This window comes from Kocuria dechangensis (genome assembly GCF_014636775.1).
In the GTDB taxonomy this organism is placed as follows: Bacteria; Actinomycetota; Actinomycetes; order Actinomycetales; family Micrococcaceae; genus Kocuria; species Kocuria dechangensis.
In genome coordinates, this window is record NZ_BMEQ01000005.1 from 85,451 (window position 1) to 110,013 (window position 24,563).

A 24,563-nucleotide genomic window follows, 5' to 3' on the forward strand; every position below is an offset into this window, starting at 1 on the left:
GGCGGCTCGGCTGAGGGCTCAGCCGGCGGCTCAGACGGTGGCGCGGCGCAGGGCGACCACGGTGACGTCGTCGGGGTGGCCCTGCGCCGACGCGTAGGCGACGGTCCGCTCGACCATCTCCTCGACGGGCAGGCAGGGCAGCCCGGCCGCGAGGACCGCCGCGAGGGTCTCCTCGACGGTGGGGAAGAAGTCCAGGAGGCCGTCGGACACGATCACGAGGGTCTCGCCCGGCTCGAGGACCGTGGTGCGCAGGTCCCACGTCGTGTCCGGGAAGATCCCCAGCGGGGGCCCGCACCGCTCCAGCCGGCGGTACCCGTCGGCGTCGAAGACGAAGGCCAGGCCGTGCCCGGCGTCGACGTAGTCGACCCGCCCGGTGGCGGGGTCCAGGCGGGCGGAGAACGCCGTGACGAAGGCGCCGGTCTCGGACAGCAGGTCGTAGGAGGCGGCGGCGGCCCGGTGGACCGTCCTGCCCTGGTCGTTGAACTGGGCGGCGCCCACCAGCGTGGCGCGCACCGACGCGGCGATCAGCGCCGCCGGGATGCCCTTGCCCATCACGTCGGCCACGTGCAGCTGCAGCCGTCCGTCCCCCAGGAGCTGCCAGGCGAAGAAGTCCCCGCCGATCGCCTGGGTGGGGACGCTCCGCCCGGCCAGCTCGTAGCCCTCCAGCACGGGGGCGGAGCGGGGCATCAGCACCTGCTGGACCTGGGCCGCGCGGTCCAGCTCCTCCTGGGCCGCCAGCTCCCGCTCCACCCACCCGGCCATCTCCTGCAGCACCTCACGCTCCTTGGGGCTCAGGTCCCGGGGACGGGTGTGGAACAGGCACAGCGTGCCGACGGGCTCCCCGCCCGGGGCCCGCAGCGGCTCGCCGGCGTAGAAGCGGATCCGGGCGTCCCCCACCACGAACCTGTTGTCGCGGAACCGCTCGTCGGCGGTGGTGTCCGGCACGACCACGGTGTCCGCCCGCTCGACCGTGCGGCGGCACATGGAGTCCTCCGCCGTGGTGTTCTCCAGGCCGTCGAGGCCCGACTCGGCCTTCGTCCACTGCCGGTCGGAGTCGATGAGGTTGATCGCGGCCATCGGCACGTCGAAGACGTGCCGGGCCAGGCGGACGATCCGGTCGTAGCGCTCCTCGCGGGGGGTGTCCAGCACGTGCAGGGAGTGGAGGGCCTCCACGCGCTCGGTCTCGGCGGCTTCTCGTACGTCGGCGGGCATGCCCACACCCTAGTCAACCCGGCGGCACGTCCTCGCCGGTGGGGGAGAGGGGCCGGCTGCGGAACCCTGCGGGCCCGGGTCAGACGCGGGAGAGATCCGCGTCCTCGTAGCGGACCATCTTCGAGCCGGTGACCAGCTTGTGGCCGAACCACAGGGCCAGGAAGAGGGGCAGGCCGATGTAGGCGGACAGGGCGGCCCGCAGGTCCACGTCCCCGGCGAACGCCTGGTAGTTCTGCCCGAGGATCACCACGGCGCACAGCACGAGCGCGATCACGGGCCCGAGCGGGAAGAACCGGGCCCGGTAGGGCAGGTCGGCGAGGTCGTGGCCCTGGGCCGTGTACGCCTTGCGGAACCGGTAGTGGCTCCAGGCGATGCCCATCCACACGATGAACCCGGCGAGCCCGGACGTGCTGACCAGCCAGACGTAGGCGGCGCCGTCGCCGATGAACGTGGTGAGGAAGCAGGCGGCCCCGACCGTGGTGGTGGCCAGCAGCGCGTTCATGGGCACGCCCCGGCGGTTGACCTTCGCCAGGAAGCGCGGGGCCTTGCCGCTCTCGGCCAGGGCCCAGAGCATGCGGGTGGAGGCGTAGAGCCCGGAGTTGCCGGCGGAGAGGATCGCAGTGAGGATCACCGCGTTCATCACCGAGGCCGCCGCCAGCACTCCGGCGTTCTCGAAGACCAGGGTGAACGGGGAGATCGAGATGTCCTCGACACCGCTGCCCAGGAGGTTCGGGCTGGTGTGGGGGATCAGGAAGCCGATCACGGCGATCGCGCCCACGTAGAACAGCAGGATGCGCACGAACACGGTGCGGATGGCCTTGGGCACGTTCTTCTCGGGGTTCTCCGCCTCGCCGGCGGCCACGCCGACCAGCTCGGTGCCCTGGAAGGAGAAGCCGGCCACCATGAAGATCGCCAGGATCCCGGCCCCGCCGCCCACGAAGGGCGCCTCCCCGTCGGTCCAGTTCCGGAAACCGGGGGACTCCCCGCCGAGGATCCCCACGATCATCAGGATGCCCAGCACCAGGAAGAGCACGATGGTGACGACCTTCACGAGGGAGAACCAGAACTCGCTCTCGCCGTAGGCGCGGGTGCTCAGGGCGTTGAGCCCGAACAGGATCGCCAGGAACAGCCCGGACCAGATCCAGGAGGGGGTGTCGGGGAACCAGTAGCGCATGATCAGGGCGGCGGCCACGAGCTCGGCGGCCACGGTGATCGCCCAGTTGTACCAGTAGTTCCAGCCGATGGCGAAGCCGAAGGACGGGCTGACGAAGCGGGTCGAGTACTCCTCGAACGCGCCGGAGACCGGCAGGTAGGTGGCCATCTCGCCCAGGCTCTGCATCAGCAGGAACACCATGAAGCCGATGGCCACGTAGGCCAGCAACGCTCCGCCCGGTCCGGCGGTGGCGATCGTGTTGCCGGAGGCCACGAACAGGCCGGTGCCGATGGCACCGCCCATCGCGATCATGGTCAGGTGCCGGGGCTTGAGGGTGCGCCGGAGTGCGTCGTGGGTCTCAGGGGCGGACAGTTCGATCTCAGGAGCGGACAGTGCGGTCCTGGTCGGTGCGACGGTATCCATGTGAACCTTTCCTCGGATGTGGCGGGTCTGCACGCCAGGAGGAGGCCGGGGGTGCCGTCCCCCGGCCTCCTCCTGGGTGTGGAGCATGTGTCTCACGTCACGCCGTCGGGGCGTTCTTCCTCGGCCCGGGCGTGTCGGACGGAGGGGCGGGACGCCCGGCTCAGTCGTTGACGTAGAGCAGGCGCTTGTTGACGAACTCGTCCATGCCCAGCGGGCCGAGCTCGCGGCCGTAGCCGGAGCGCTTGACCCCGCCGAAGGGCATTCCCGCTCCCTCGGCCTCGGCGGCGTTGACGTTGGCCATGCCGCACTCGAGCTGCTCGGCGATCCGGCGGGCCCGCTCCGGGTCGGTGCTGAAGACGGCCCCGCCCAGCCCGTAGGGGGTGTCGTTGGCCAGGGCGAGGGCCTGCTCATCGCTGCTCACGCGGTAGACCACCGCCACGGGCCCGAACAGCTCCTCCCGGAAGGCCGCCATCTCGGGGGTGATCCCGGTGAGCACCGCCGGGGCCAGGTAGGCCCCGGGCCCCTCGAGCAGGGTCCCGCCGGCGTGCAGGGTGGCCCCGGCCGCCACGGCCTCGCGGATCTGGGCCGCCAGGCCCTCGGCGGCGGCGCGGGAGGACAGCGGGGCGTAGGTGCCCGGGGCGTCGACGGCGGGATCCCCGGGCTCGAGGCCGCGGGCCTGGCGGGTGAGCTCGGCGACGAACTCGTCGTAGATGTCCTCCATGACGATCATGCGCTTGTTGGAGTTGCAGGCCTGGCCGGTGTTGCCCATCCGGGTGGCGAAGGCCGCACGGGCGGCCTCCTTGACGTCGGCGGCGTCGAGCACGACGTAGGGGTCCGACCCGCCCAGCTCCAGGACGACCTTCTTCAGGTTCCGCCCGGCGATCTCGGCGACGGCCGCCCCGGCCCGCTCGGAACCGGTCAGGGAGACGCCTTCCACGCGCGGGTCGGCGATGATCTGCTCGACCTGGTCGTGGGAGACGAAGAGGTTGGTGTAGGCCCCGGCCGGCACCCCGGCGTCGTCCATCAGCTGCTGCAGGGCCAGGGCCGCCCGGGGACAGCTCTCGGCGTGCTTGAGCACGATCGTGTTGCCGAGCACGAGGTTGGGGGCGGCGAAGCGGGCGACCTGGTAGTAGGGGTAGTTCCAGGGCATGATGCCCAGCAGCACCCCGACGGGGCGCTTCTGGATCACAGCCCGGCCCCCGGCCGGGGCGGGGATGGGCTGGTCGGCGGCCAGGGCCGGGCCCTGGGCGGCGAAGTAGGCGAAGATCTCAGCACAGAACTCCACCTCTCCGACGGCCTCGGCCAGGGGCTTGCCCATCTCCTCGGTGATGATCGCCGCCAGCTCCTCGGCCCGCTCGGTGAACAGCTCCCCGATCCGGGCGGCCACGGCCGCCCGCTCCTCGAGCGGCACGGTCCGCCATGCACGGTAGGCGGCATCGGCGGTGGCCAGGGCCTCCTCGACCTCGGCGCCGGTGGCGGTGGGGAACTCGTCGAGCAGCTCACCGGTGGCGGGATTGACCGAACGGTAGGCGGGACGGCCGGTGACCGGCCGGGTGGGCAGGGAAGGCACAGCAGTCACGGTGATTCTCCTCGGTGGAGGTGGAGGTGGAGGTGGAGGTGGATGTGGATGTGGACGGGGACGGGGACGGGCTCCTGCGGGGAGCACGGGTGTTCATGAGCCGCTGCGGGCTGGTGTGCAGAAGGCGTGAGTGAGCGCGATCAGCCGATGAGTCCCAGGGCTCTGCCCCGATCCGGCTCATCGGCGTGCACCGGATGACCCCACTGTGGCACGCGAGTTCCAGGCCGTCGGGGAGAGCTCAGAACGAAGGGCTGCCAGGAATGCGTCGACGTCCTCCGCGGTCGTGTCGAAACTGCACACCCAGCGGACTTCGCCCTTCGAGGCGTCCCAGTCGTAGAACCGGAACCGCTGACGAAGCCGGTCCGCGACACCACCGGGCAGTGCGGCGAAGACGGCATTCACGTGCGTCTCCTGCGTCAGGGTGACGCCTCGCATCGAACCGTCGGCAAGGCCTGCTTCGATGCCGTCGCGAAGACGCCGGGCCATGGCATTCGCATGGCCCGCATTGCGCAGGTACAGATCTCCGTCCAGGAGCGCCAGCAGCTGGGCCGAGACGAATCTCATCTTCGACGCGAGCTGCATCTGGTTCTTGCGCAGATAGACCAGGCCCTGGGACGCGGCGTCGTTGAGGACCACCACGGCCTCGGCGCCGAGGGCCCCGTTCTTGGTGCCGCCCAGGGCGAGCGCGTCGATGCCGGCGTCGGTGGTGAAGGCGCGCAGGGGGAGCCCCAGGGCGGCCGCCGCATTCGAGAGCCGGGCCCCGTCCATGTAGACGGACATGCCGTTCGCGTGGGCATGGTCCGTGATGGCGCGGATCTCGTCCGGCGTGTAGAGGGTGCCGAGCTCGGTGGACTGGGTGATGGCGACGACGAGTGGTTGGGCGCGGTGCTCGTCCCCCCAGCCCCATGCTTCTGCGGCAATCAGTTCGGGCGTGAGCTTGCCGTCCCCCGTGGGTACGGGGAGGAGCTTGATGCCTGCGGACTTCTCGGGCGCGCCGCCCTCATCGACATGGATGTGAGCCGTGTCCGCACAGATCACTGCGCCCCAGCGCGGGAGCATCGACTGCAGCGCGACGACGTTGGCACCCGTGCCGTTGAACATCGGCCACACAGACGCACCGTGGCCGAAGTGCTGCACGATCACTTCTCGAAGACGGGCCGTGTACTCGTCCTCACCGTAGGCGATCTGATGACCGCCATTCGCTTCCGCCAGTGCTTCCAGCACTTCCGGGTGCACCCCGGAGTAGTTGTCGGAGGCGAACCCCCGCAGCTCCACGTCATGGAGTCTCTTCATGCGGTGCCTCACCCTTTCTGCTGGAGTTCGAGGATCGAGTCGTTCAGTTCCGAGGCATCAGAGCCCCACAGCTCCGCGTAGGCGGTCGCGAGACGGTCCTCCAGGCCGGCCAGGGAGCTCACCCGGAAGATCACGGCCGCGGCGCGCAGCGGTTCGCCGGCTTCGCGGGCGGCCTTCGCGTATCCCTGTGCCACCGCCCGGGTCCAGGCCTCGGTCGCGGCCTTGACCGCGGCGTAGTTGGCGCCGCCCGCCAGCGGGCGGGCGACTGCGGTCGAGGAGACGACGGCCAGCCGGCCCGCGGGCGAGGTCCGCACGTCGTCGTCGAAGGCTCGACTCAGGTGCCGCAGCGCGGAGAAAGAGGCCTCCAGCGCACGGTAGTCGTCCTCCGTCTGCCCGGCGAGCCCGCCGCCGCCGCGCCAGCCGCCGACGAGATGGAGGAGACCGTCGATCGACACACCACGGCTGTGCAGCCTGCGGGAGAGCTCGACCACCGCGCGCTCGTCGGAGTGGTCCACGGTTTCCACGTGAGCCCCCAGCGCTGCGAGGGGGGCGAGCTTCTCGGGGCTGCGACCCGTGGCGACGACGCGTGCCCCGGCCGAGGTCAGGGCACGCGTCGCTGCCAGACCGGACGCGCTGGTTGCGCCTGCGATCAGCACGGTGCGGCCGGTCAGATCGGTCATCGCTCAGTCGTCCTGGGCACGGATGCCGGCAGTGGACTCGATGACGCTCTTCATCTTCTTGTCGAGCGCTTCGAAGAACATCGACAGCGGGAACTCGTCGTCCATCACACGGTCCGTGTACCCCCTGGGCGGCCCTGCCAGGACCTCAGGAGGGAGCCCCCGCGCCCACACCGATGCGGGGTTCGGGGTGACGACGGAGGCGATGAGCTCGTACGCCTTCAACCAATGCGCCGTCTTCGGCCGGTCGATCGACTCCCAGTACAGCTGGTCGATCGCATCGCCGAGCTCGACGACCGCATCTGCGACCCTGTCCCAGTCGAAGCTGAGCCGGACATCGCGCCACTCCAGCACATGCTTCTGGTGGAGCCAGGCGAACAGCAGCTGCCCGCCCAGCCCGTCGTAGTTGCGGACCCGCGAACCGGTGATGGCGAAACGGAAGATCCGGTCGAAGATCACCGCGTACTGCACGAGCTTCCCGTGCAGACGGGTCTGCTCCTCGAGCTCGGTGAGCTCTTCGCCGGCCGCCGTGCGCGCAGCGAGCGCACGCTCGATCGTGACCGATTCACGGAATGCCGTCAGGTCGCAGCGCAGTTCCTCCAGGGAGTAGAGGAAGAAGGGCATGCGCTGCTTGATCATGAACGGATCGAACGGCAGATCGCCGCGCATGTGCGTGCGGTCATGAATGATGTCCCACATCACGAAGGTCTTCTCGGCGAGGTCCTGGTCGGCGAGAAGTGCCGCGGCGTCATCGGGCAGCTGCAGCTTCGTGATGTCGGCGGCGGCGGTGACCACACGGCGGTAGCGTGCCGCCTCGCGGTCCTGGAAGATGGCACCCCAGGTGAACGGCGGGATCTCCCGCACTGCAACGGTCTCGGGGAACAGCACCGCCGAGTTCGAGTCGTATCCCGGGGTGAAGTCGATCAGCCGCAGGGACAGGAACAGTTCGTTGCCGTAGTCGCCGGCCTCGAGCGCGGCGATGAACTCGGGCCAGATCGTTTCGACGATCAAAGCCTCGACGTGCCGGTTCGCCGAGCCGTTCTGGGTGTACATCGGGAGCACGACGAGGTGCCGGATGCCGTCGACGCGGTGCCGTTGAGGCTGGAACTCGACGAGGGAGTCAAGAAAGTCCGGCTCCCCGAAGCCGCCGTCCGCCCAGCGCGCGAAGTCGGCCGGCACAGCCGCCAAGTACGCCGAGTCGTGGGGGAACAGCGGGGCGAGCTCGGCGATCGCCTCCACGATCACCTCCACGCACCGGCGCGCAGCCGGGTGGTCGGAGAGCTCGGGAACCGAACCGTCCTTGACCTGCAGAGCCTGCAGCTCGGTGGCCGCCGACTTCAGCCGGAGCCAGGCCGGGCTCGTCTCCACGGCGCGGGCGTCCTCGAAGACCTCAGGTTCGCCGATGATGGCCTGTGCCGTCTGCAGTGACGTGGACATTAAACCCTCCTGTCGAGGAGTCGATGGAAATTTTACGGTGATACCGCTCACACACAGGAACATTCACATGCTTCCAGGGGGCTGTCAACCCCCTCGGTGCGATCAGCTGGTAGCCTTCCGCCCATGGACGACCCTGTCGACGTGCGACTGGCCACCGAGGTCTCTCAGGACCCGCGCGCCACCCTCGCCCAGCTGTCCGAACGGATCGGCCTCTCGACCTCGGCCGTGCAGGCACGCCTGCGAAAGCTCGAGAGCAGCGGGGTGATCGTCGGATACCAGGCGATCCTCGACCCCGAGGCCATCGGCAAGCCGCTTGCGGCATTCATCGAGATCACACCGCTCGATCCCCGCCAGCCCGACAACGCCCCCGAACTCCTGCAGCCGCTCACGGCGATCGAGGCCTGCCACTCGGTGGCGGGGGACGCCGCCTACATGCTGTTCGTCAGGGTCGGCTCACCGAAGGAGCTCGAGGCTCTCGTCAACAACGTCCGCCATACGGCCTCCGTCAACACCCGCACGACAGTGGTGCTGCAGACCTTCTACGAGCATCGGCCGATGCTTCCCGCTGCTGAGGCCTGATGCGCATACGCGCGTGATGCAGTCCGTTCCCGACCGCGAGGAGGGCGTGTGAGCGCCGAGACCATGGCCGCGCTGACTCCGCTGCGCGGACTCTGGCGGACGAGCGGGCACGTGCTGGACGGCTCCGGCCGCCGGACGGCGGAGATCACGGGCACCGACGAGTACGAGCTCATGACCGGCGGGCAGTGGCTGATCCACCGGGTCGACGTCCTGGTGGGCGGGGCCCGCACCGTGGCGCTCGAGCTCATCGGCGACCCGGGCGAGGACGGGACGTTCGCCATGCGCGCCTTCGACGGGAGCGGGGCCTACGACGAGATGCGCCTCTCCGTGGCGGACGGAGGAGTGCTCCACCTGGCGGGCGAGGGGGTGCGGTCGACCCTGCGCGTCGACCGCGACGCCATGGAGGCGCTGTGGGAGCGCGACGACGGCGTGCGCTGGGTCCCGTGGATGGAGATGCGCTTCGACCGGATCCGCTAGCCGGTCCGCTGCGGCCGCCCGGGGGTCCCCGGCGCGGTGTCCCGCAGGGCGAGGGCCGCCTGGACCAGGGCGGAGTGGGTCAGGGCCTGGGGGAAGTTGCCGAGGTGGGCGCCGGTGGCGGGGTCCAGCTCCTCCCCGTAGAGGCCGAGCGGGGTGGCCAGGCCGAGCAGCTCCTCGAACAGCTCGAGAGCCTCGCCGCGGCGCCCGGTGCGGGCCAGGGCCTCGACGAGCCAGAAGGAGCAGGGCAGGAAGGCGCCCTCGCCGCCGGGCAGGCCGTCGCGGCCCGGGGGATAGCGGTACAGGAGCGGGCCGCCGGCCGAGAGCTCGGCCCGGACGGCGTCCACGGTGCCGCGCGCGCGGGAGGAGCCGTCGGCCTCGAAGCCCAGGCCCGGGAGCAGGAGCAGGGCCGCGTCCAGGTCGTCGGAGCCGTAGGTGCGGGTGTAGCTGTGGCGGACCGGGTCGAAGCCGCGGTCCCGGACCTCGGCGGCCAGCTCCTCCCGGGCGGTCAGCCACCGGCGTCGCTGCGCCTCGCCCAGGCGGTGGCCCTCCCCGATGCGCAGCGCCCGGTCCAGGGCCAGCCAGCCCATCAGCTTGGAGTGCACGTGGTGGGCGGCGTCGCCCCGGATCTCCCAGATCCCCGCGTCCGGGTCCTGCCACTGCCTGGCGACCTGGTCGGTGAAGCCGCGCATCGCCCGCCAGGTCTCGGAGTTCAGCCGGTGCCCGGCGCGCACGTAGGCCCAGGCGGCGTCCAGGACCCAGCCGTAGCCGTCGAGCTGGTGCTGGCCGGCGGCGGCATTGCCCACCCGCACCGGGTGGCTGGCGGCGTAGCCGGGCCAGCCGTCCAGCGTCCGCTCGGTGGGGACCCGGCATCCCATCAGGGTGAGCAGGGCGGGCAGCCGGGGCCGGTCCAGGCGGCTGGCGTGGAGCAGCCAGCCCAGGAACCGTTCGGCCTCGGCGGGCCTGCCGGTGCCCAGGAACGTGGCCACCCCGATGCTGGCGTCGCGGGGCCAGGTGTAGCGGTAGTCCCAGTTGCGCACGCCCCCGGGGTCCTCGGGCAGGGAGGTGGTGGGGGCGGCCACAGGGGCCCCCGAGGGGGAGTAGGTGAGCAGGCGCAGGGTGAGCAGGCTGCGCACCACCGCCGGCCGGAAGGGCAGGTCCCGGTGGACGGCCCCGGCCCACTCCTGCCACCGGGCCTCGTCGGCGGAGACGAGGTCCCAGGCGGTGGAGGGCACGACGTGGATCAGGGGCTCGCCGTAGGCGGCGGCGAGCACGACGGTGACCGGCCGGCCGGGCTCCACGGTGATCGTGGCCGGGCGTGCAGGGGTGATCTCCAGCGGCGGGTCACTGCCCAGGGACAGGGCCAGCCGGCCGAAGTCGCACACCAGCCCCGGCCCCCGCCGGGTGCGCGGCCGGCGGTGGTGCTCGCCCCAGCGGGGGTCGAAATCGACCACCGCGGTGACCGGGGCGTCCTCGGCCGAGAGCCGCCGCACCAGCACCGTGGCCGGCAGCAGGCGGCCGGCGACCTCGGCGACCATGGCCTCGGCGAGCACCAGACGACCGCCCCCGGTGGCCCAGGTCGTCTCCAGGGTGGCGGTGTTCTCCCGGTAGCGCCGCGCCACCGGCGCGGCGGGGTCGAGCGGGCCCATCCGGAAGCGCCCGGCGCCGGGCCCGCCCAGCAGGGCGCCGAACACCGGGGTGCCGTCGAAGCCGGGCAGGCAGCACCAGTCGATCGTGCCGTCGCCGGTGACGAGCACGGCCGTGCGGGTGCCGCCGATCAGCCCGTGGTCGGCGATGGGCGCCGGTTCCCGCGGGGCCCTGCTCCCGTCCCGATCGGCCATGCCGTCCCCGTCCCGCGGTCCTCAGCGCGGCTCGAGGAGCAGCCCCAGGAGGGCGCCGTAGAGCACATGGGCGAGCCCCGCGACGGCCGGGGTCTGGAAGCCGTAGTTCAGGCCGAGCAGTCCCGGCGGCTCCAGGACCGCCCTGCTGGCCGGCCCCGCCCGGTGCGAGGCCATCCGGGGGTGCACCCCCGGCAGCAGGGGCAGGATCAGGGTGAGGGCGACCGCGCCGTGGAGCAGGCCCAGCAGGGCGCCGAGCCACCACGTGCTCTGCCCGAGCAGCGCGAACGTCCCCGCGTAGCCGAGCGCGAAGCCCTGGCCCGCCCCCAGGTGCAGGAAGCCGCCGATCGCCCTGGCCCGGTCGGGATCCGGGGTGACGAGGGTGCCCAGTACCAGGGGCAGATCCAGCCGGGTGAGACCGGCCATCTGCGCCGCGATCATCACCAGCGTCAGGGCGCTGGTGGCCAGCAGCCCGAAGAGGGCCCAGCCCGCCCAGTCCATCTCGGCACCCCGTCCCGGTCCGCGGGCTCAGCCGGTGACCGCCCCCAGGGACGCCGAGCGCACCAGCTTCACGTACTTGCCGAGCACCCCGCCCTCGTACTGGGGGCGCAGCGGGGCCCAGCCGTCGCGGCGCCGCGCGAGCTCCTCCGGATCCACCAGCAGGTCGAGGGTGCGGCGCTGCAGGTCCACCCGGATCCGGTCGCCGTCGCGCACGAACGCGACCGGCCCGGCGTCGACCGCCTCCGGGGCGAGGTGGCCGATGCACAGCCCAGTGGTGCCGCCGGAGAACCGGCCGTCGGTCAGCAGGAGCACGTCCTTGCCCAGGCCGGCGCCCTTGATGGCGCCGGTGATGGCGAGCATCTCCCGCATGCCGGGGCCGCCCTTCGGGCCCTCGTAGCGGATGACGAGGACGTCGCCGGCGGCGATGGCGCCCTCCTCGAGGGCGTCCATCGCGGCCTGCTCCCGCTCGAAGACCCGGGCCGGGCCCTCGAACACCTCGGCGTCGAAGCCCGCGGACTTCACCACCGCGCCCTCGGGGGCCAGCGAGCCGTGGAGGACCGTGATGCCGCCCGTGCGGTGGATCGGGTTGTCGAGGGTGCGGATCACCTCGCCGTCCAGCGGGTCGGGGTCGAGGGCGGCGAGGTTCTCCGCGACGGTGCTGCCCGTGACGGTCAGGGCGTCCCCGTGCAGCAGGCCGGCGTCCAGCAGGGCCTTCATGACCACCGGGATGCCGCCGTGGCGGTCGACGTCGTTCATCACGAAGCGGCCGAACGGCTTGAGGTCCGCGAGGTGGGGCACGCGGTCGCCGATCCGGTTGAAGTCCTCGAGGCTCAGCTCCACCTCGGCCTCGTGCGCGATGGCGAGCAGGTGCAGGACCGCGTTCGTGGACCCCCCGAGGGCCATGAGCACGGTGATCGCGTTCTCGAAGGCCTCCTTGCTCAGGACGTCGCGCGCCGTGATGCCCTGCCGGAGCATCTCGACGACGGCCTCGCCGGAGCGGTGGGCGAACTGGTCGCGGCGCCGGTCCGCCGAGGGCGGGGCCGCAGAGCCGGGCAGGCTCATGCCGAGGGCCTCGGCCACGGAGGCCATGGTGTTCGCGGTGTACATCCCGCCGCAGGCGCCCTCGCCGGGACAGATGGCCCGCTCGATCCGGTCGAGGTCCTGCTTGCCCATCAGCCCGGCCTTGCACGCGCCCACGGCCTCGAAGGCGTCGATGAGGGTGACGTCCTTCTCGGTGCCGTCGGTGAGCTTCACCCAGCCCGGGGCGATCGTCCCGGCGTAGAGGAACACCGCCGCGAGGTCCAGGCGGGCGGCGGCCATGAGCATGCCGGGCAGGGACTTGTCGCACCCGGCCAGCAGCACGCTGCCGTCGAGGCGCTCGGCCTGCACCACGGTCTCCACGGAGTCGGCGATCACCTCGCGGGAGACGAGCGAGAAGTGCATGCCCTCGTGCCCCATCGAGATCCCGTCCGAGACGGAGATCGTGCCGAACTGCAGGGGATAGCCGCCGCCGGCGTGCACGCCCTCCTTGCAGCCCCGGGCCAGCCGGTCCAGGGAGAGGTTGCAGGGGGTGATCTCGTTCCAGGAGCTGGCGATGCCGATCTGCGGCTTGTCCCAGTCGTCGTCGCCCATGCCCACGGCGCGGAGCATGCCGCGGCTGGCGGTCGCGTCGACGCCGTCGGTGACCTGGCGGCTGCGGGGCTTCATGTCGGGGCTCATGCGGTCTCTCCCGGGTCGGCGGTGTGCGGTGCGGTGCGTGGGCAGGGCGTGCCGCCGAACCTATCAACGGGAGTCCCGGCCGTCGAGGGCTCAGGAGGAGGCGCTCACCTCGAGACCGCTGAAGCGGACCCTGGCGTCCTGGCTGTACAGACCGATGGACCCGCCCCGGTAGGGCGCCTCCTCGTCGACGACCGTGGCGAGCTCCTGCCCGTCGACGCTGACCGTCATCCGGGGCCAGTCGTGCTCGACGTGCACCCGGTAGTCCCGGCCGGTGGGGAACTGCCGGTCGGTGCCGGCGTCGAGGAAGCGCTGCTGCCCGGGGTAGTCCGGGTCCTGCTTCAGGATCTCCCACCCGTTGGGCTTGAGCACCACGGCGTAGAAGCGGTCCCGGTCCTGCACGTTCCACAGCACCCAGCCCACCTCCCAGGGATCGGGCGCGTTCTCCCGCAGCTGCTCCTCCGTGCGCAGCGTGATCCCCAGGTCCGGGTCCTGGTGCTCCGCGGTCGTCACGACCATGCCCGTGTGGGTGTCCTCCGGGGCGGCGGGGACCTGCGGCTCGAGCAGGACCTCGCCGTCGTCGCCGGAGACCTCCCCGCCCCCGGTGGACAGCACGGTCCAGCGGCCGTGGACCTCCCCGTCGGCCCACGTGCCGCCCCGGGCGACGAGCACCCCGGCGACCAGGAGGCAGACGATGAGCACGACCACGGCGCCGAGCAGCCTCCGCCGCGTCGTCCCGCGGCCGCCGGGGCCCGGGCGGTCCCGGCGGACGTGACGGGCCTCGGTGTGCAGGGCAGGACGTTGCATCGTGGAGCTCCTCTGTACCGCGCCCCGGTCCGTCCCCCTGACGGTCCGGCGGGTTCTCCCGCGAGGGGAGAACCCATGGCCTCCAGGGTCGCAGGATTCCCACGCCGAGTCTCGCACCTTCCCGTTGCGAACGGAACGGCCCACAGGGGTGCGGAGGCATGGATTTGCACTTGTCAACACACGGTCGGCCCACGCCCTCCTGCCGCTCGGGACGTGGTGGGGGGCGCGACTGTCGCACAAAGTGTCGACAGACCTTTGTCCAGTCGTCCCCCGGCCTGGTGCCGAGCCCGCCGCGCCGAGGGGGAGACAATCCGGCCCGGTGCTCCTAGGCTGGAGGAAGAAGGTAAGCAACCTGATCGAAGGAGATCGACATGCCAGAGTCGCCCGTGTCCCACCACGCCCGGCAGATGACCGACGACGAGGGAGGGATGCCCGAGCAGCAGCAGGCGCCCCCGGGCCTGACCGCGGCGATGGATCCGGTGCCGGACCACGGCGAGGCCTCCTGGGAGGGGCACGGCCGCCTGGAGGGGCTCAAGGCCCTGATCACCGGGGGCGACTCCGGGATCGGGCGCGCCGTGGCCATCGCGTTCGCCCGGGAGGGCGCCGACGTGGCCATCAACTACCTGCCCGAGGAGGACGAGGACGCCCATGACGTCGCGGGCTGGATCGAGAAGGCCGGGCGCACGGCCGTCCTGGTCCCCGGCGACCTCCGCGAGGAGCAGGCCTGCGAGGACATCGTGGCCCGCGCCGTCGAGGGCCTCGGCGGGCTCAACATCGTGGTGAACAACGCAGGCTTCCACTGGGCGCGGGGGGAGGAGGGCCTCAAGGGCCTGGCCGCGGAGGACCTGGAGCGGGCCGTGCGCACCAACCTCTACGGCACGCTGTGGATCAGCCGGGCGGCGCTGAAGCACCTGGGCCGCGGCGACTGCATCATCAACACGACCTCCGTGCAGGCCTACGACCCGTCGGTGTCGATGATCGACTACGCCGCCACCAAGGCCGCGCTCAACAACGTCACCGCGAACCTCGCCGCGGAACTGGGGCCGGAGGGCATCCGGGTCAACGCCGTGGCGCCCGGACCGGTCTGGACGCCGCTGCAGCCGGCCACCAAGGAGCCGGAGGCGGTCGCCGCCATGGGCAAGAACACGCCCCTGGGGCGGATCGCGCAGCCCGCGGAGCTCGCCGGCGCCTACGTCTTCCTCGCCTCCCCGGCCGAGGCCAGCTACGTCAGCGGCACCGTCGTGGGCGTCACCGGCGGCCTGCCGGTCTTCTGAACGACCGACCACGAGAAGGAGCACGCCATGCCCAAGACCGGCAAGGACGGCCACGCCCGCGACGAGGAGCTGCCCTCGACCCTGCAGCGCTCCGGGGAGAAGGCACAGGACACCTTCGCCAAGACCTACGACGCGGCCATGGAGCAGTACGACGACGAGGAGCGCGCCTCCCGCACCGCCTACGCCTCGCTCAAGCACACCCACGAGAAGGTCGGCGACCGCTGGGAGGAGAAGGACGAGTACGGCCCCTCCGACGCGCACGCCGAGGGCGGCCGGGACTCGAGGGCCCCGACGGCCGGCGGCGTGGACGCCAACGCCTCGAAGCAGCACCTCTACGAGGTGGCGCAGCGGCTCGACATCGAGGGCCGGTCCTACATGACCAAGAAGGAGCTCGTCGACGCGATCCGCAAGGCCAACGACGCCGCCACCCGGAAGGCGCGGGAGGGCTGACCCCGGCCTCCGGGAGGGGCCGGGACAGGGAGGGTCAGGGTGCGGGGAGGGTCAGAGGACGCCGAGCAGGCCGCGCACCAGGGTGAGCGCCCCGCCCGCGCCCGCCAGGACCATCGCCAGCGTGCGCGCCGCGGACACCGGCACCCGGCGGGACAGCGCCCCTCCGACGGCCACGCCGAGCAGCACGAGGACGACGACGCCGGGCGCCGTCCACCACGGGGGCAGCCCGTCGGCGCCGACGGCGCCCAGGAGGGTCTTGGTCAGCACGGACAGCGCGCCCATCGTCATGAACACCGGCTGGAGCGTGGCGGCGAAGGACCGCTGCTCCCAGCGGGCCAGGCGGGAGTGGATCACCATCACCGGCCCCGCCACGCCGGCCGTGGTGTTGAAGAACCCGCCGATCGCGCCGGCGAGCGCGGTGGGCAGCCGGCCCTTCCACTCCGGCAGGCGGGGGAGGCCGAACATCGTGCCCAGCGCCAGGAGCACCACGCCGCCGACCACCACCTGCAGCCACGCGGCCGGCAGCTCCCGGACCACGAGCGCGGCGGGCACCGCGCCCACGGCCGCGGCGGGGGCGATGATCGCGAAGCGGCGCCAGTCCACGTGGCGCCACACCGAGAGCATGATGAGGAAGCCGGAGACCGTCGTCGTCGCGTTGGTGACGAGCACCCCGGTGGCCGGGCCCAGGAGCAGTGCCAGGGTGGGGGCGACGACGAGGCCCACCCCGGTGCCCGAGACGCGCTGCAGGACCGAGCCCACGAGGATCGCGAGGGCGGCGACGGCGAGGAGTTCCACGGCCCCATTGTGCGCCACGGGGCGCCGCACGCCGGCACGGGCGGTCGTTGGGCCGTCCCGGGGGCGGCAGTAGGCTCGCTGTCATGACGACCGCCACGCCCGGCGCTCCTCCCGGGCCCGTGCCGGAGCGCGGGGGGACGCCGGAGGAGCTGCGGCGGATCGCCGCCGCCTGCTTCGGCATCGACGAGTTCCGGGAGGGGCAGTTCGAGGCCATGGAGGCGGCCGCCTCCGGCCGGGACGTCCTGGCGGTGATGCCCACCGGCCACGGCAAGTCCGCGATCTACCAGGTCCCCGGCACGGCCCTGCCCGGGACCGCGGTGGTCGTGTCCCCGCTGATCGCCCTGCAGCACGACCAGGTGGAGGCGATCAACGCGGACCTCGGCGCCGAGCGTGCCTTCGCCGTGAACTCGAAGGTCGGGCCCCGCCGCGAGCGCGCCGCGTGGGACGCGGTGGAGAGCGGGCGGGCGAAGTTCCTCTTCCTGGCCCCCGAGCAGCTGGCCCGCGAGGAGACGGCGGAGCGGCTCGCCGCGCACCCGCCCTCCCTGTTCGTGGTGGACGAGGCGCACTGCATCGCCTCGTGGGGCCACGACTTCCGCCCGGACTACCTGGTGCTCGGCGAGGCGGTCGAGCGGCTGGGGCACCCGCCCGTCGTCGCCCTCACGGCCACGGCCTCCCCGCACACCCGGGCCGAGATCGTGGACCGGCTGGGGATGCGCGACCCGCTGGTGCTGGTGCACAGCTTCGACCGGCCCAACATCGAGCTGAGGGTCGTGCGCCACCACAAGGCCTCCGACAAGCGGCGGGCGGTGCTCGCCGAGGTCGCCGGCCTCGCCGGGCCCGGCCTGGTCTACGTGGCCACCCGCCGGGAGACCGAGGAGTACGCCGCGCAGCTGGCCGGGCGCGGGCTGCGCGCCGAGGCCTACCACGCCGGGCGGCGCCAGGCCGAGCGGCAGGAGGTCCACGAGCGGTTCCTGGCCGACGAGCTCGACGTCGTCGTGGCCACCACCGCGTTCGGGATGGGCATCGACAAGCCCGACGTGCGGTACGTGGTCCACGCGGACATCCCCGACTCCCTGGACAGCTACTACCAGGAGATCGGGCGCGCCGGCCGGGACGGGCGGCCCGCCCTGGCCGTGCTCCACTACCGCTCCGAGGACCTGGGGCTGCAGCAGTACTTCGCCGGCGCGGCCCCGGACGAGGCCGACCTCGAGACGGTCTTCCGGGGCGTGCGCGCGGAGGGCCCCGTGCGGGCCCGCGAGCTGCGGGAGCGCACCGGTTTGGGGCCCCGCGCGCAGGCCAGGGCCCTGCACCTGCTCGAGCACAGCGGCGGCGTCCTCGCCACCCCCCAGGGCTACCGCGCCGTGACCGGCGCCGCTCCGGGGAGGGTCGTGGCGAGGGCCCTCGCGGAGGCGGCGGCCCAGCACCGGATCGACCGGTCGCGGATCGAGATGATGCGCGGCTACGCCGAGACCGACGGGTGCCGCAGGGACTGGCTGCTCAACTACTTCGGCGAGGAGACCAGCGGCTGGTGCGGCAACTGCGACAACTGCGAGGAGGAGGGCTCCGCCGCGGAGGCGGAGGAGCGCCTGGCCGCGACGCCCCACGGCTGGGAGATCCAGACCCCCGTCGCCCACCGCGAGTGGGGCCACGGGATCGTCATGGGCGCGGAGCCGGACCGGATCACCGTGCTGTTCGACTCCGTGGGCTACAAGGAGCTGTCCCTGAGGCTCATCGAGGAGAACGCGGGGCTGCTCGTGCACGAGGGACCCGCGGGCGGGTGAGGCGCCCCCGGGCGGATCAGCCGGGGGCGCCGACGGCGGGCCGGGCCAGCCCCAGGTGCCCGCGGAGGGTGCGGGCGGTGTACCGGGTGCGGAAGAGGCCGCGGCGCTGGAGCACCGGGACCACCAGGTCGACGAAGTCGTCGAGCGAGTCCGGCAGCAGCGGCGGCATGAGGTTGAACCCGTCCGCGGCGCCGGAGCGGAACCACTGCTCGATCCGGTCCGCGATGCTCTCGGGCGTGCCGACCATGGTGCAGTGCCCTCCGCCGGCGGCGAGCCGGCCGAGCAGCTCCCGCACGGTGGGGCGTTCGGTCGCCACGATGCGCAGGATCGTGGCGTAGCGCCCCTGGGGCCCGCCGAACCGTTCGAGCGGCGGCAGCTCCGGCACCGGGGCGTCCAGGTCCCAGCCGCTGCAGTCCTGCTGGACGTAGGTGCTCAGCTGGGACAGCGACTGCTCCGGGGGCAGCAGCGCGTCCACCGCGGCCTGCTTGGCCCGGGCCTCCGCCGCGGTCGCCCCCACGTAGGCGACCAGCCCCGGCATGATCGCCACGGCGCCCGGGTCCCGTCCCGCCGCGGCGATGCGCCGCTCGAGGTCCGCGTAGTACTCCTGGGCGCCGGCCAGGTCGGAGGCCACCGCGTAGACGGCCTCCGCGTGGCGGGCGGCCAGGTCGCGGCCCGGCCCGGAGGCCCCCGCCTGGAAGAGCACCGGCCTGCCCTGTGGCGGGCGGGGCACCGTCAGCGGGCCGTCCACCCGGAAGTGGGCGCCGGAGTGCCCGACCGGCCGCACCCGGTCCGGATCGGCCCAGAGGCCGTCCCGGTCCGGGGCCAGGGCGTCGTCGGCCCAGGAGTCCCACAGCCGCAGCGCCACCTCGACGAACTCCTCCGCCCGCTCATAGCGCTCCGCGTGCGGGGGCATCGCGTCGAGCCCGTGGTTGCGGGCCTCGGCGTCGAACATGGACGTGACGACGTTCCAGCCCACCCGCCCGCCGCTGATGTGGTCGAGGGACGCGAGCATCCTGGCGGCGTGGAAGGGCGTGCCGAACGTGGTCGAGACGGTGCTGACCAGGCCGATCCGCGTCGTGGCCCGGGCCATGGCCGCCAGGGCGGTCAGCGGTTCGAGGAACCAGCGCGGCCCGCTCCCGACGTCGCCCACGGAGTGCCCGTCGGCGAAGAACACGGCGTCGAACAGGCCGCGCTCGGCGGTGCGGGCCAGGTCCTCGTAGTAGGCGATGTCCCCGAGCCGCCCGGCCGGCGAGCCGGGACGGCGCCACGCGGCGCCGTGGTGTCCGGCGCCGAAGAGGAAGGCGTTGAGGTGCAGCTGTCGTGCGGCAGGCATGGGGACTCCTCTCAGTCCATGACCAGTCCGCCGTCGACCACCAGGTTCTGGCCGGTGACGGCGCGGGCCCAGGGGGAGGCGAAGAACAGGACGGCGTCGGCGAACTCCTCCGGCGTCGTGACGCGGTTCAGCGGCGTGGACGCGGCGATGAGGTCGAAGACCGCCTCGGGGGTCGCCGCGCTGGCGTCGGTGGTGCGCAGCAGGCCGCCGGAGACCATGTTCACCGTGACGCCGTGCGCTCCCAGGTCCTTGGCCGCCGTGCGGGTCAGCGACAGCAGCGCCGCCTTCGCCGCGGTGTAGTCGTGGTAGGGCACCACGGGGTTCTGGAACAGGTTGGTGCCGATGTTGACCACCCTGCCGAAGCCCTGCTCCCGCATCTGCGGCAGGGCCGCCTGGATCGTGTTCAGCGCGCCGCGGACGCTGCCGGCGAACTGGGCGGTGAACTCCGCCCAGCCGATCTCCGCCATCCCCGGGCGCGCGTCGCCGTTGAAGGAGAAGTCCGCCAGCGCGTTGTTCACCACGGTCGTGACCGGGGCGCCGAAGTGCCGCCGGGCGGCGGTCAGCAGGGCGTCCACCTGGTCGCGGTCGGTGACGTCGGCCGGCAGGGCCACGGCCCGCTCGGGGCCGAGCCGGTCCGCGAGCTCCTGCGCCGCCTCCCTGCTCGCACGGTAGTCGACGACCACCCGCGCGCCCTGGTCGGCGAAGGCGTGGACGATGCGGCGGCCGAGGCCCCGGCCGCCGCCGGTGACCAGGACGATCTGCTCTGCGATCTGCACGGGCATTCCCTAGAACGGGGCGCAGGGAGGCCGGCGTGGCGGCACGCGTGCCGCTGCGGCATGACATCCCTACGCCAGTGCTGACTGGATCAGGTTCGACGGGTCTTCTCTCAGCCCACCGCCGCTCTCCGGCGGGGGCACCCCGTGTCACTGCCGCCGAGTCTAACCAGTGCGGGGCTCTTGAACTGCCGGCGACGCGGTGGGATCGTCGGCGCAGGCGCCGGATCCACCGGTGCGCTCGAGGAGGCTCCCATGGCGGACGCGACGGTCGTGACGACCACCTGCTGCGTGGCGGGCGGGGGACCGGCGGGGCTCATGGCCGGGGTGCTCCTGGCCCGGCAGGGCGTGGAGGTCGTGGTGCTCGAGAAGCACGCCGACTTCCTGCGGGACTTCCGCGGGGACACCATCCACCCCTCCACGCTCGAGCTGATGGCCGAGCTCGGCTGGCTCGAGGACTTCCTGGCGCTGCCCCACACGCGGGTGGAGCGGGCCACCGTCTCCTTCGGCGACGAGGAGGTCGTCGTCGGCCGCTTCGACCGGCTGCCCGTCCGGTGCCCCTTCATCGCGTTCATGCCCCAGTGGGACTTCCTGGACTTCCTCGCCGCGCGGGGCGCGGAGCTGCCGTCCTTCCGGCTGCTGCGCTCGACGGAGGCCACCGGGCTCCTTATGCACGACGGGCGGTGCGCGGGCGTCGTCGCGCACGACGGGTCCGGGGCGCCCGTGCACGTGCTGGCGGACCTCGTCCTGGCCGCGGACGGCCGGGACTCCGCCCTCCGGGCCGCGGCGGGCCTGGTGCCCCGGGCCTCCCGCTCGCGGATCGACGTCCTGTGGTTCCGGGTGCCCCGCGGGGAGGCCCGGGGGATGCCGCTGTTCAACGCCGGGGACGGCGCGGTGGTCGTCCTGCCGCGCACCGGCTACTGGCAGGCGGCCCTGATCATCAGGGCGGGGGGCTACGACGAGCTGCGCGCCCGCGGGCTCGACGCCTTCCGCGACCAGGTGCGCGGGATCGCCCCGGACCTGGCGGAGGGGGTTGCGACGATCGAGGACTGGGACCAGATCAAGCTGCTGCGGGTGCGGGTCGACCGGCTGCGCCGCTGGTGGCGGCCGGGCGTCCTCTTCCTCGGGGACGCCGCCCACGCCATGTCCCCGGCGGGCGGGGTCGGGGTGAACCTGGCGATCCAGGACGCGGTGGCCGCGGCGAACCTCCTGGGCCCGCGCCTGCTCCGCGGGGAGCTCCGGGACCGCGACCTCGCCCGCGTGCAACGACGACGGGCGTGGCCGGCGCGGCTGACCCAGCTGTTCCAGCTCGTGCTCGCCCGCCGGCTCGTGCCGTCCCGCAGCGGGGCCGCCGCCAGGGCCCCGCTGCCGCTGGGCCTGGTGCGGGCGCTGCCCTTCCTGCCGCACCTGACCGGAAGGTTCATCGGCCTGGGCGCCCGGCCCGAGCACGTCCGGACCCGGCCTCCCGGCGGCCCCGGGGTGTCGCCGGTCAGGGGCGGGGGCTGAGCCGGTCCACCACCGCGAGCAGCGAGTCCAGGATCGCGTGGCGGTCCGCGGCGCCGCCGGGCAGGAGGCCGATCGACGCGTTGTGGTAGAGCCCGTCGCCCATCTGCTGCACCGCCGTGGCCACGACCGGGTCGCCCACGTCCGCGAGGATCAGCGCGTACCAGGCCTCCTCCAGGCGCTTCAGGGCGGCCCGGGCGTTCTCGTCCCCTGACTGCACCAGGCGGGAGGCCACGATCAGCGCCCGGTCCAGCTCGCTGTCCTCGAACAGGGACGTGGTGAGGAAGTACCGTGCCGCCCCGTGCTCCGCGGCGGCCATCGCCTCGAGGTCCAGGCGCACCAGCTCGTCCAGCCGCTGCAGGGTGGCGTCCACGAGGCCCTGGCGGTGGGGGAAGTGGTAGAGCAGCCCGCCCTTGGACACCCCGGCGGCCGCGGCCACGGCGTCGAGCGTCGCGGCGCGCTCGCCCTCGTCGAGGACGATCTGCTCGAAGGCGGCCAGGAGCTTGTCCCGGGCCACGGGTCGGCGCGGCATGTGAGGAAGACCTCCCTGGGGTCGGCGTCCCGCCCATTGTGTCAGGCACCGGATAACTGTACCGTCTGGACGGTACAGTTATTCAGACTGTCCGCTCCCGATCCGCTTCCCCGGAGGTGAACCATGACCACAGTCCTGACTCCCCGCCCCACGGCGGGCGCGCGCGAGTGGGCCGCCCTCGCGGTCCTCATGCTGCCCGTCCTGCTCGTGTCGGTGGACAACACGGCGCTGAGCTTCGCCCTGCCCTCGATCTCCCGCGCGCTGCACCCCTCCGGCGAGCAGCTGCTGTGGATCGTGGACGTCTACCCCCTCGTCCTGGCCGGCCTGCTGATCCCCATGGGCGGTCTCGGGGACCGGATCGGGCGCCGGAGGCTGCTCCTGGTCGGGGGCACCGGGTTCGCGGCCGTCTCCGCGGCGTCCGCCTTCGCCCCGACCGCGGAGCTGCTCGTGGCGGGACGGGCGGCCATGGGCCTCTTCGGGGCCATGCTCATGCCCGCCACCCTGTCCCTGCTCCGCAACATCTTCCTGGACCCCGGCCAGCGCCGCGTCGCCATCGCGGTGTGGGCGGGCGGCTTCAGCGGCGGCGCGGCGCTGGGCCCGGTCGTGGGCGGGTTCCTGCTCAACCACTTCTGGTGGGGGTCCGTGTTCCTCATGGCGGTGCCCGTGCTCGTCCCCCTGCTGGTCCTCGGTCCGCTGCTGGTCCCGGAGTCCCGCGACCCCCGGCCCGGGCCCCTGGACCTGGCCTCGGTGGTGCTCGCGATGCTCACCATGACCCCGGTGGTCTACGGCATCAAGGCGGCCACGGCCTCCGGCGAGCTCTTCGACGGCCTGCTCAGCGCGGCCTTCGGCGTGCTCTTCGGGCTGCTCTTCGTGCGGCGGCAGGCCGTGCTGGAGCACCCGATGCTGGACCTCGACCTCTTCCGCCACCCCGGCTTCACCGGCGGGGTGACCGTCAACGTCCTCGGCAACGTGGGGCTGATGGGCTTCCTGTTCATGCTCACCCAGTACCTGCAGCTCGTGGTGGGCCTGGACCCGATGACCGCCGGGCTCACCATGGTCCCGGGCCTGGTGCTGACCGTGCTCGCCGGGTTCGTGGCCGTGCGGGCCGTGCGGCGGCTCGTGCCCCGGACCGTGATCGTCGGGGGGATGCTGCTCTCGGCCGGCGGCTTCCTGGTGGTGGCCCTCGCGGACCTCGCAGCCGGGCCCGTGGTGGTCCTGGCCGCCTTCTGCCTGGTGGGCGCCGGGATCGGGCTGGCGGAGACCCTCTCCAACGACCTGGTCCTCGCGGCCGCGCCGCCGCAGAAGGCCGGAGCGGCGTCGGCGATCTCGGAGACCGGCTACGAGGTCGGGGCGGTGCTGGGCACGGCCGTCCTCGGCGGGCTGCTCACCGCCTTCTACCAGCGGCACCTCGAGCTGCCCGCGGCCCTCGACGCCGGGGCGGCCGCGACGGCGCACGAGACCCTCGGCGGCGCGGTGCAGGCCGCCGAGGGCGCGGGCAGTCTGGGGCCCGCCGTGCAGGAGGCGGCGGTGGCCGCGTTCACCGCCGGCATGCACTGGACGGCGCTGGTGATGACCGCGCTGGTGGCCCTCGCGGCGCTCGCGGTCGCCCGGGTGCTGCGGTCGCCGCGGGCCGGCTCCGCCGTCGTCCGTCCTGGACGCGGCCGGCCGGTGCGGACGTAGTCTCGGGGGAGGAGGGCCCGCCGGGCCCGGTCGGGAAGGAGCGCGGGATGACGCCGCAGGAACTGTTCGAGGACGCCGCCCGGCGCCCCTCCGAGGTGGCCGAGCACGTCCTCGAGGGCATCCCGCCGGAGGTCCTCAACACCATGCCGGGCGGGCGGGCCAACTCGATCGCGTGGCTGGTCTGGCACGCGGCCCGGCAGCAGGACGCGCAGGTCGCGGCCCTCGCCGGGACCGAGGAGGTGTGGACCGCGGAGGGCTGGCACGAGCGGTTCGGCCTCGACGTCCCCGGCGGCTCCATGGGCTTCGGCGACGGCCCCGAGGAGGTGGCACGGGTCCGCGTCAGCTCGCCCGGGCTGCTGCGGGGCTATCTCGACGCGGTGGTCGAGCGCGTCGTGGCCTACGTGCACGGGCTCACGGACGCGCAGCTCGACGAGATCGTGGACCGGTCCTGGGACCCGCCCGTGACGCGGGGCGTGCGGCTGGTCAGCACGGTCGACGACGCCGCGCAGCACCTCGGCCAGGCGGCCTACGTCCGCGGGCTGCTCGAGGACGGCTGGGCCGGGCCGTACTGAGGACCCCGCCGGGCCGGCGGATCCGCCCCGGGGGCGGTCCAGGGGCGGTCCGGGGACGTCGAGGAGACCGCGCCGGGACCGCCGGCCGATGGCGATGAAAGTTCGTAATGCATTGAGTCCGCATGTGACATCGCGCCGAAATGGGGACGTCCGTTTCCTGGGGCGGGCACCGGGCGTTCAC

The 24,563-nt window shown here is 73.1% G+C and carries 22 protein-coding genes and 1 riboswitch; of the genes, 8 read left to right on the plus strand and 14 right to left on the minus strand.

The features are described 5' to 3' along the window. Nucleotides 1–30 precede the first annotated feature (30 nt). The 6 genes from IEW07_RS06735 to IEW07_RS06760 form a co-directional block, all read right to left on the minus strand. A complete protein-coding gene (locus tag IEW07_RS06735) occupies nucleotides 31–1,212 on the minus strand; it encodes a PP2C family protein-serine/threonine phosphatase (protein ID WP_188535534.1) in 1,182 nt (393 codons plus the stop codon). Between the two features lie 79 nt (nucleotides 1,213–1,291). Further along, a complete protein-coding gene (locus IEW07_RS06740; protein ID WP_188535536.1) occupies nucleotides 1,292–2,788 on the minus strand; it encodes an amino acid permease in 1,497 nt (498 codons plus the stop codon). Nucleotides 2,789–2,948: 160 nt separating this feature from the next. Beyond that, complete coding sequence (locus IEW07_RS06745) at nucleotides 2,949–4,367, minus strand: NAD-dependent succinate-semialdehyde dehydrogenase (RefSeq protein WP_229741622.1); 1,419 nt, start codon at nucleotides 4,365–4,367, stop codon at nucleotides 2,949–2,951. A gap of 177 nt (nucleotides 4,368–4,544) precedes the next feature. Beyond that, entirely contained in the window at nucleotides 4,545–5,660 is a 1,116-nt protein-coding gene (locus IEW07_RS06750; protein WP_188535538.1) for a threonine aldolase family protein, read from the minus strand. An 8-nt stretch (nucleotides 5,661–5,668) separates the two neighbouring features. After that, nucleotides 5,669–6,340, minus strand: coding sequence for an SDR family NAD(P)-dependent oxidoreductase (locus tag IEW07_RS06755; protein ID WP_188535540.1), 672 nt, complete (start codon nucleotides 6,338–6,340; stop codon nucleotides 5,669–5,671). A 3-nt stretch (nucleotides 6,341–6,343) separates the two neighbouring features. Next, a complete protein-coding gene (locus IEW07_RS06760; protein WP_188535542.1) occupies nucleotides 6,344–7,774 on the minus strand; it encodes a DUF6421 family protein in 1,431 nt (476 codons plus the stop codon). Between the two features lie 123 nt (nucleotides 7,775–7,897). Between IEW07_RS06760 and IEW07_RS06765 the strand changes: the two genes are divergently transcribed. Next, the gene (locus tag IEW07_RS06765) at nucleotides 7,898–8,353 is read left to right on the plus strand and encodes an Lrp/AsnC family transcriptional regulator (RefSeq protein WP_188535546.1); all 456 of its coding nucleotides are present in this window, start codon (nucleotides 7,898–7,900) and stop codon (nucleotides 8,351–8,353) included. Between the two features lie 48 nt (nucleotides 8,354–8,401). Further along, a complete protein-coding gene (locus tag IEW07_RS06770; protein WP_188535548.1) occupies nucleotides 8,402–8,830 on the plus strand; it encodes a hypothetical protein in 429 nt (142 codons plus the stop codon). On the opposite strand, the gene IEW07_RS06775 is transcribed toward IEW07_RS06770, so the two are convergent. The 4 genes from IEW07_RS06775 to IEW07_RS06790 form a co-directional block, all read right to left on the minus strand. Next, nucleotides 8,827–10,668 (minus strand): glycoside hydrolase family 15 protein, encoded by a 1,842-nt coding sequence (locus IEW07_RS06775; protein WP_188535550.1) that lies wholly within the window; start codon nucleotides 10,666–10,668, stop codon nucleotides 8,827–8,829. The genes IEW07_RS06770 and IEW07_RS06775 overlap by 4 nt on opposite strands. Before the next feature lie 21 nt (nucleotides 10,669–10,689). Continuing rightward, entirely contained in the window at nucleotides 10,690–11,166 is a 477-nt protein-coding gene (locus IEW07_RS06780; RefSeq protein ID WP_188535551.1) for a hypothetical protein, read from the minus strand. A gap of 27 nt (nucleotides 11,167–11,193) precedes the next feature. Next, the gene (ilvD, locus tag IEW07_RS06785; RefSeq protein WP_188535553.1) at nucleotides 11,194–12,885 is read right to left on the minus strand and encodes a dihydroxy-acid dehydratase; all 1,692 of its coding nucleotides are present in this window, start codon (nucleotides 12,883–12,885) and stop codon (nucleotides 11,194–11,196) included. 90 nt (nucleotides 12,886–12,975) lie between these two features. Then, nucleotides 12,976–13,689 (minus strand): calcium-binding protein, encoded by a 714-nt coding sequence (locus IEW07_RS06790; protein ID WP_229741623.1) that lies wholly within the window; start codon nucleotides 13,687–13,689, stop codon nucleotides 12,976–12,978. A 371-nt stretch (nucleotides 13,690–14,060) separates the two neighbouring features. On the opposite strand from IEW07_RS06790, the gene IEW07_RS06795 reads away from it, so the two are divergent. Together IEW07_RS06795 and IEW07_RS06800 are read left to right on the plus strand one after the other, a co-directional pair. Continuing rightward, on the plus strand, nucleotides 14,061–14,963 hold the full coding sequence (locus IEW07_RS06795) for an SDR family oxidoreductase (protein ID WP_188535555.1): 903 nt from the start codon (nucleotides 14,061–14,063) through the stop codon (nucleotides 14,961–14,963). A 27-nt stretch (nucleotides 14,964–14,990) separates the two neighbouring features. Next, on the plus strand, nucleotides 14,991–15,413 hold the full coding sequence (locus IEW07_RS06800) for a ChaB family protein (RefSeq protein WP_188535556.1): 423 nt from the start codon (nucleotides 14,991–14,993) through the stop codon (nucleotides 15,411–15,413). Nucleotides 15,414–15,464: 51 nt separating this feature from the next. Here the strand turns inward: IEW07_RS06800 and IEW07_RS06805 are convergent, their stop codons facing one another. Continuing rightward, on the minus strand, nucleotides 15,465–16,208 hold the full coding sequence (locus IEW07_RS06805; protein WP_188535558.1) for a TSUP family transporter: 744 nt from the start codon (nucleotides 16,206–16,208) through the stop codon (nucleotides 15,465–15,467). Nucleotides 16,209–16,291: 83 nt separating this feature from the next. Between IEW07_RS06805 and IEW07_RS06810 the strand changes: the two genes are divergently transcribed. Beyond that, a complete protein-coding gene (locus IEW07_RS06810; RefSeq protein WP_188535560.1) occupies nucleotides 16,292–17,989 on the plus strand; it encodes a RecQ family ATP-dependent DNA helicase in 1,698 nt (565 codons plus the stop codon). Between the two features lie 16 nt (nucleotides 17,990–18,005). On the opposite strand, the gene IEW07_RS06815 is transcribed toward IEW07_RS06810, so the two are convergent. Further along, complete coding sequence (locus tag IEW07_RS06815) at nucleotides 18,006–19,322, minus strand: LLM class flavin-dependent oxidoreductase (RefSeq protein WP_188535561.1); 1,317 nt, start codon at nucleotides 19,320–19,322, stop codon at nucleotides 18,006–18,008. 11 nt (nucleotides 19,323–19,333) lie between these two features. Next, nucleotides 19,334–20,098, minus strand: a complete 765-nt coding sequence (locus tag IEW07_RS06820) for a 3-oxoacyl-ACP reductase (RefSeq protein ID WP_229741624.1) — start codon at nucleotides 20,096–20,098, stop codon at nucleotides 19,334–19,336. Nucleotides 20,099–20,147: 49 nt separating this feature from the next. Beyond that, a riboswitch (TPP riboswitch) is annotated at nucleotides 20,148–20,253 on the minus strand. Between the two features lie 97 nt (nucleotides 20,254–20,350). Here IEW07_RS06820 and IEW07_RS06825 point away from each other — a divergent pair. Continuing rightward, entirely contained in the window at nucleotides 20,351–21,601 is a 1,251-nt protein-coding gene (locus tag IEW07_RS06825) for an FAD-dependent oxidoreductase (RefSeq protein WP_188535565.1), read from the plus strand. Here IEW07_RS06825 and IEW07_RS06830 read toward each other — a convergent pair. After that, the gene (locus tag IEW07_RS06830; RefSeq protein ID WP_188535567.1) at nucleotides 21,585–22,130 is read right to left on the minus strand and encodes a TetR/AcrR family transcriptional regulator; all 546 of its coding nucleotides are present in this window, start codon (nucleotides 22,128–22,130) and stop codon (nucleotides 21,585–21,587) included. The two genes, IEW07_RS06825 and IEW07_RS06830, sit on opposite strands and share 17 nt — an antisense overlap. A 123-nt stretch (nucleotides 22,131–22,253) precedes the next feature. Between IEW07_RS06830 and IEW07_RS06835 the strand changes: the two genes are divergently transcribed. After that, nucleotides 22,254–23,810 (plus strand): MFS transporter, encoded by a 1,557-nt coding sequence (locus tag IEW07_RS06835; RefSeq protein ID WP_188535569.1) that lies wholly within the window; start codon nucleotides 22,254–22,256, stop codon nucleotides 23,808–23,810. Nucleotides 23,811–23,857: 47 nt separating this feature from the next. Continuing rightward, entirely contained in the window at nucleotides 23,858–24,382 is a 525-nt protein-coding gene (locus tag IEW07_RS06840; protein WP_188535571.1) for a mycothiol transferase, read from the plus strand. Nucleotides 24,383–24,563: the final 181 nt, after the last annotated feature.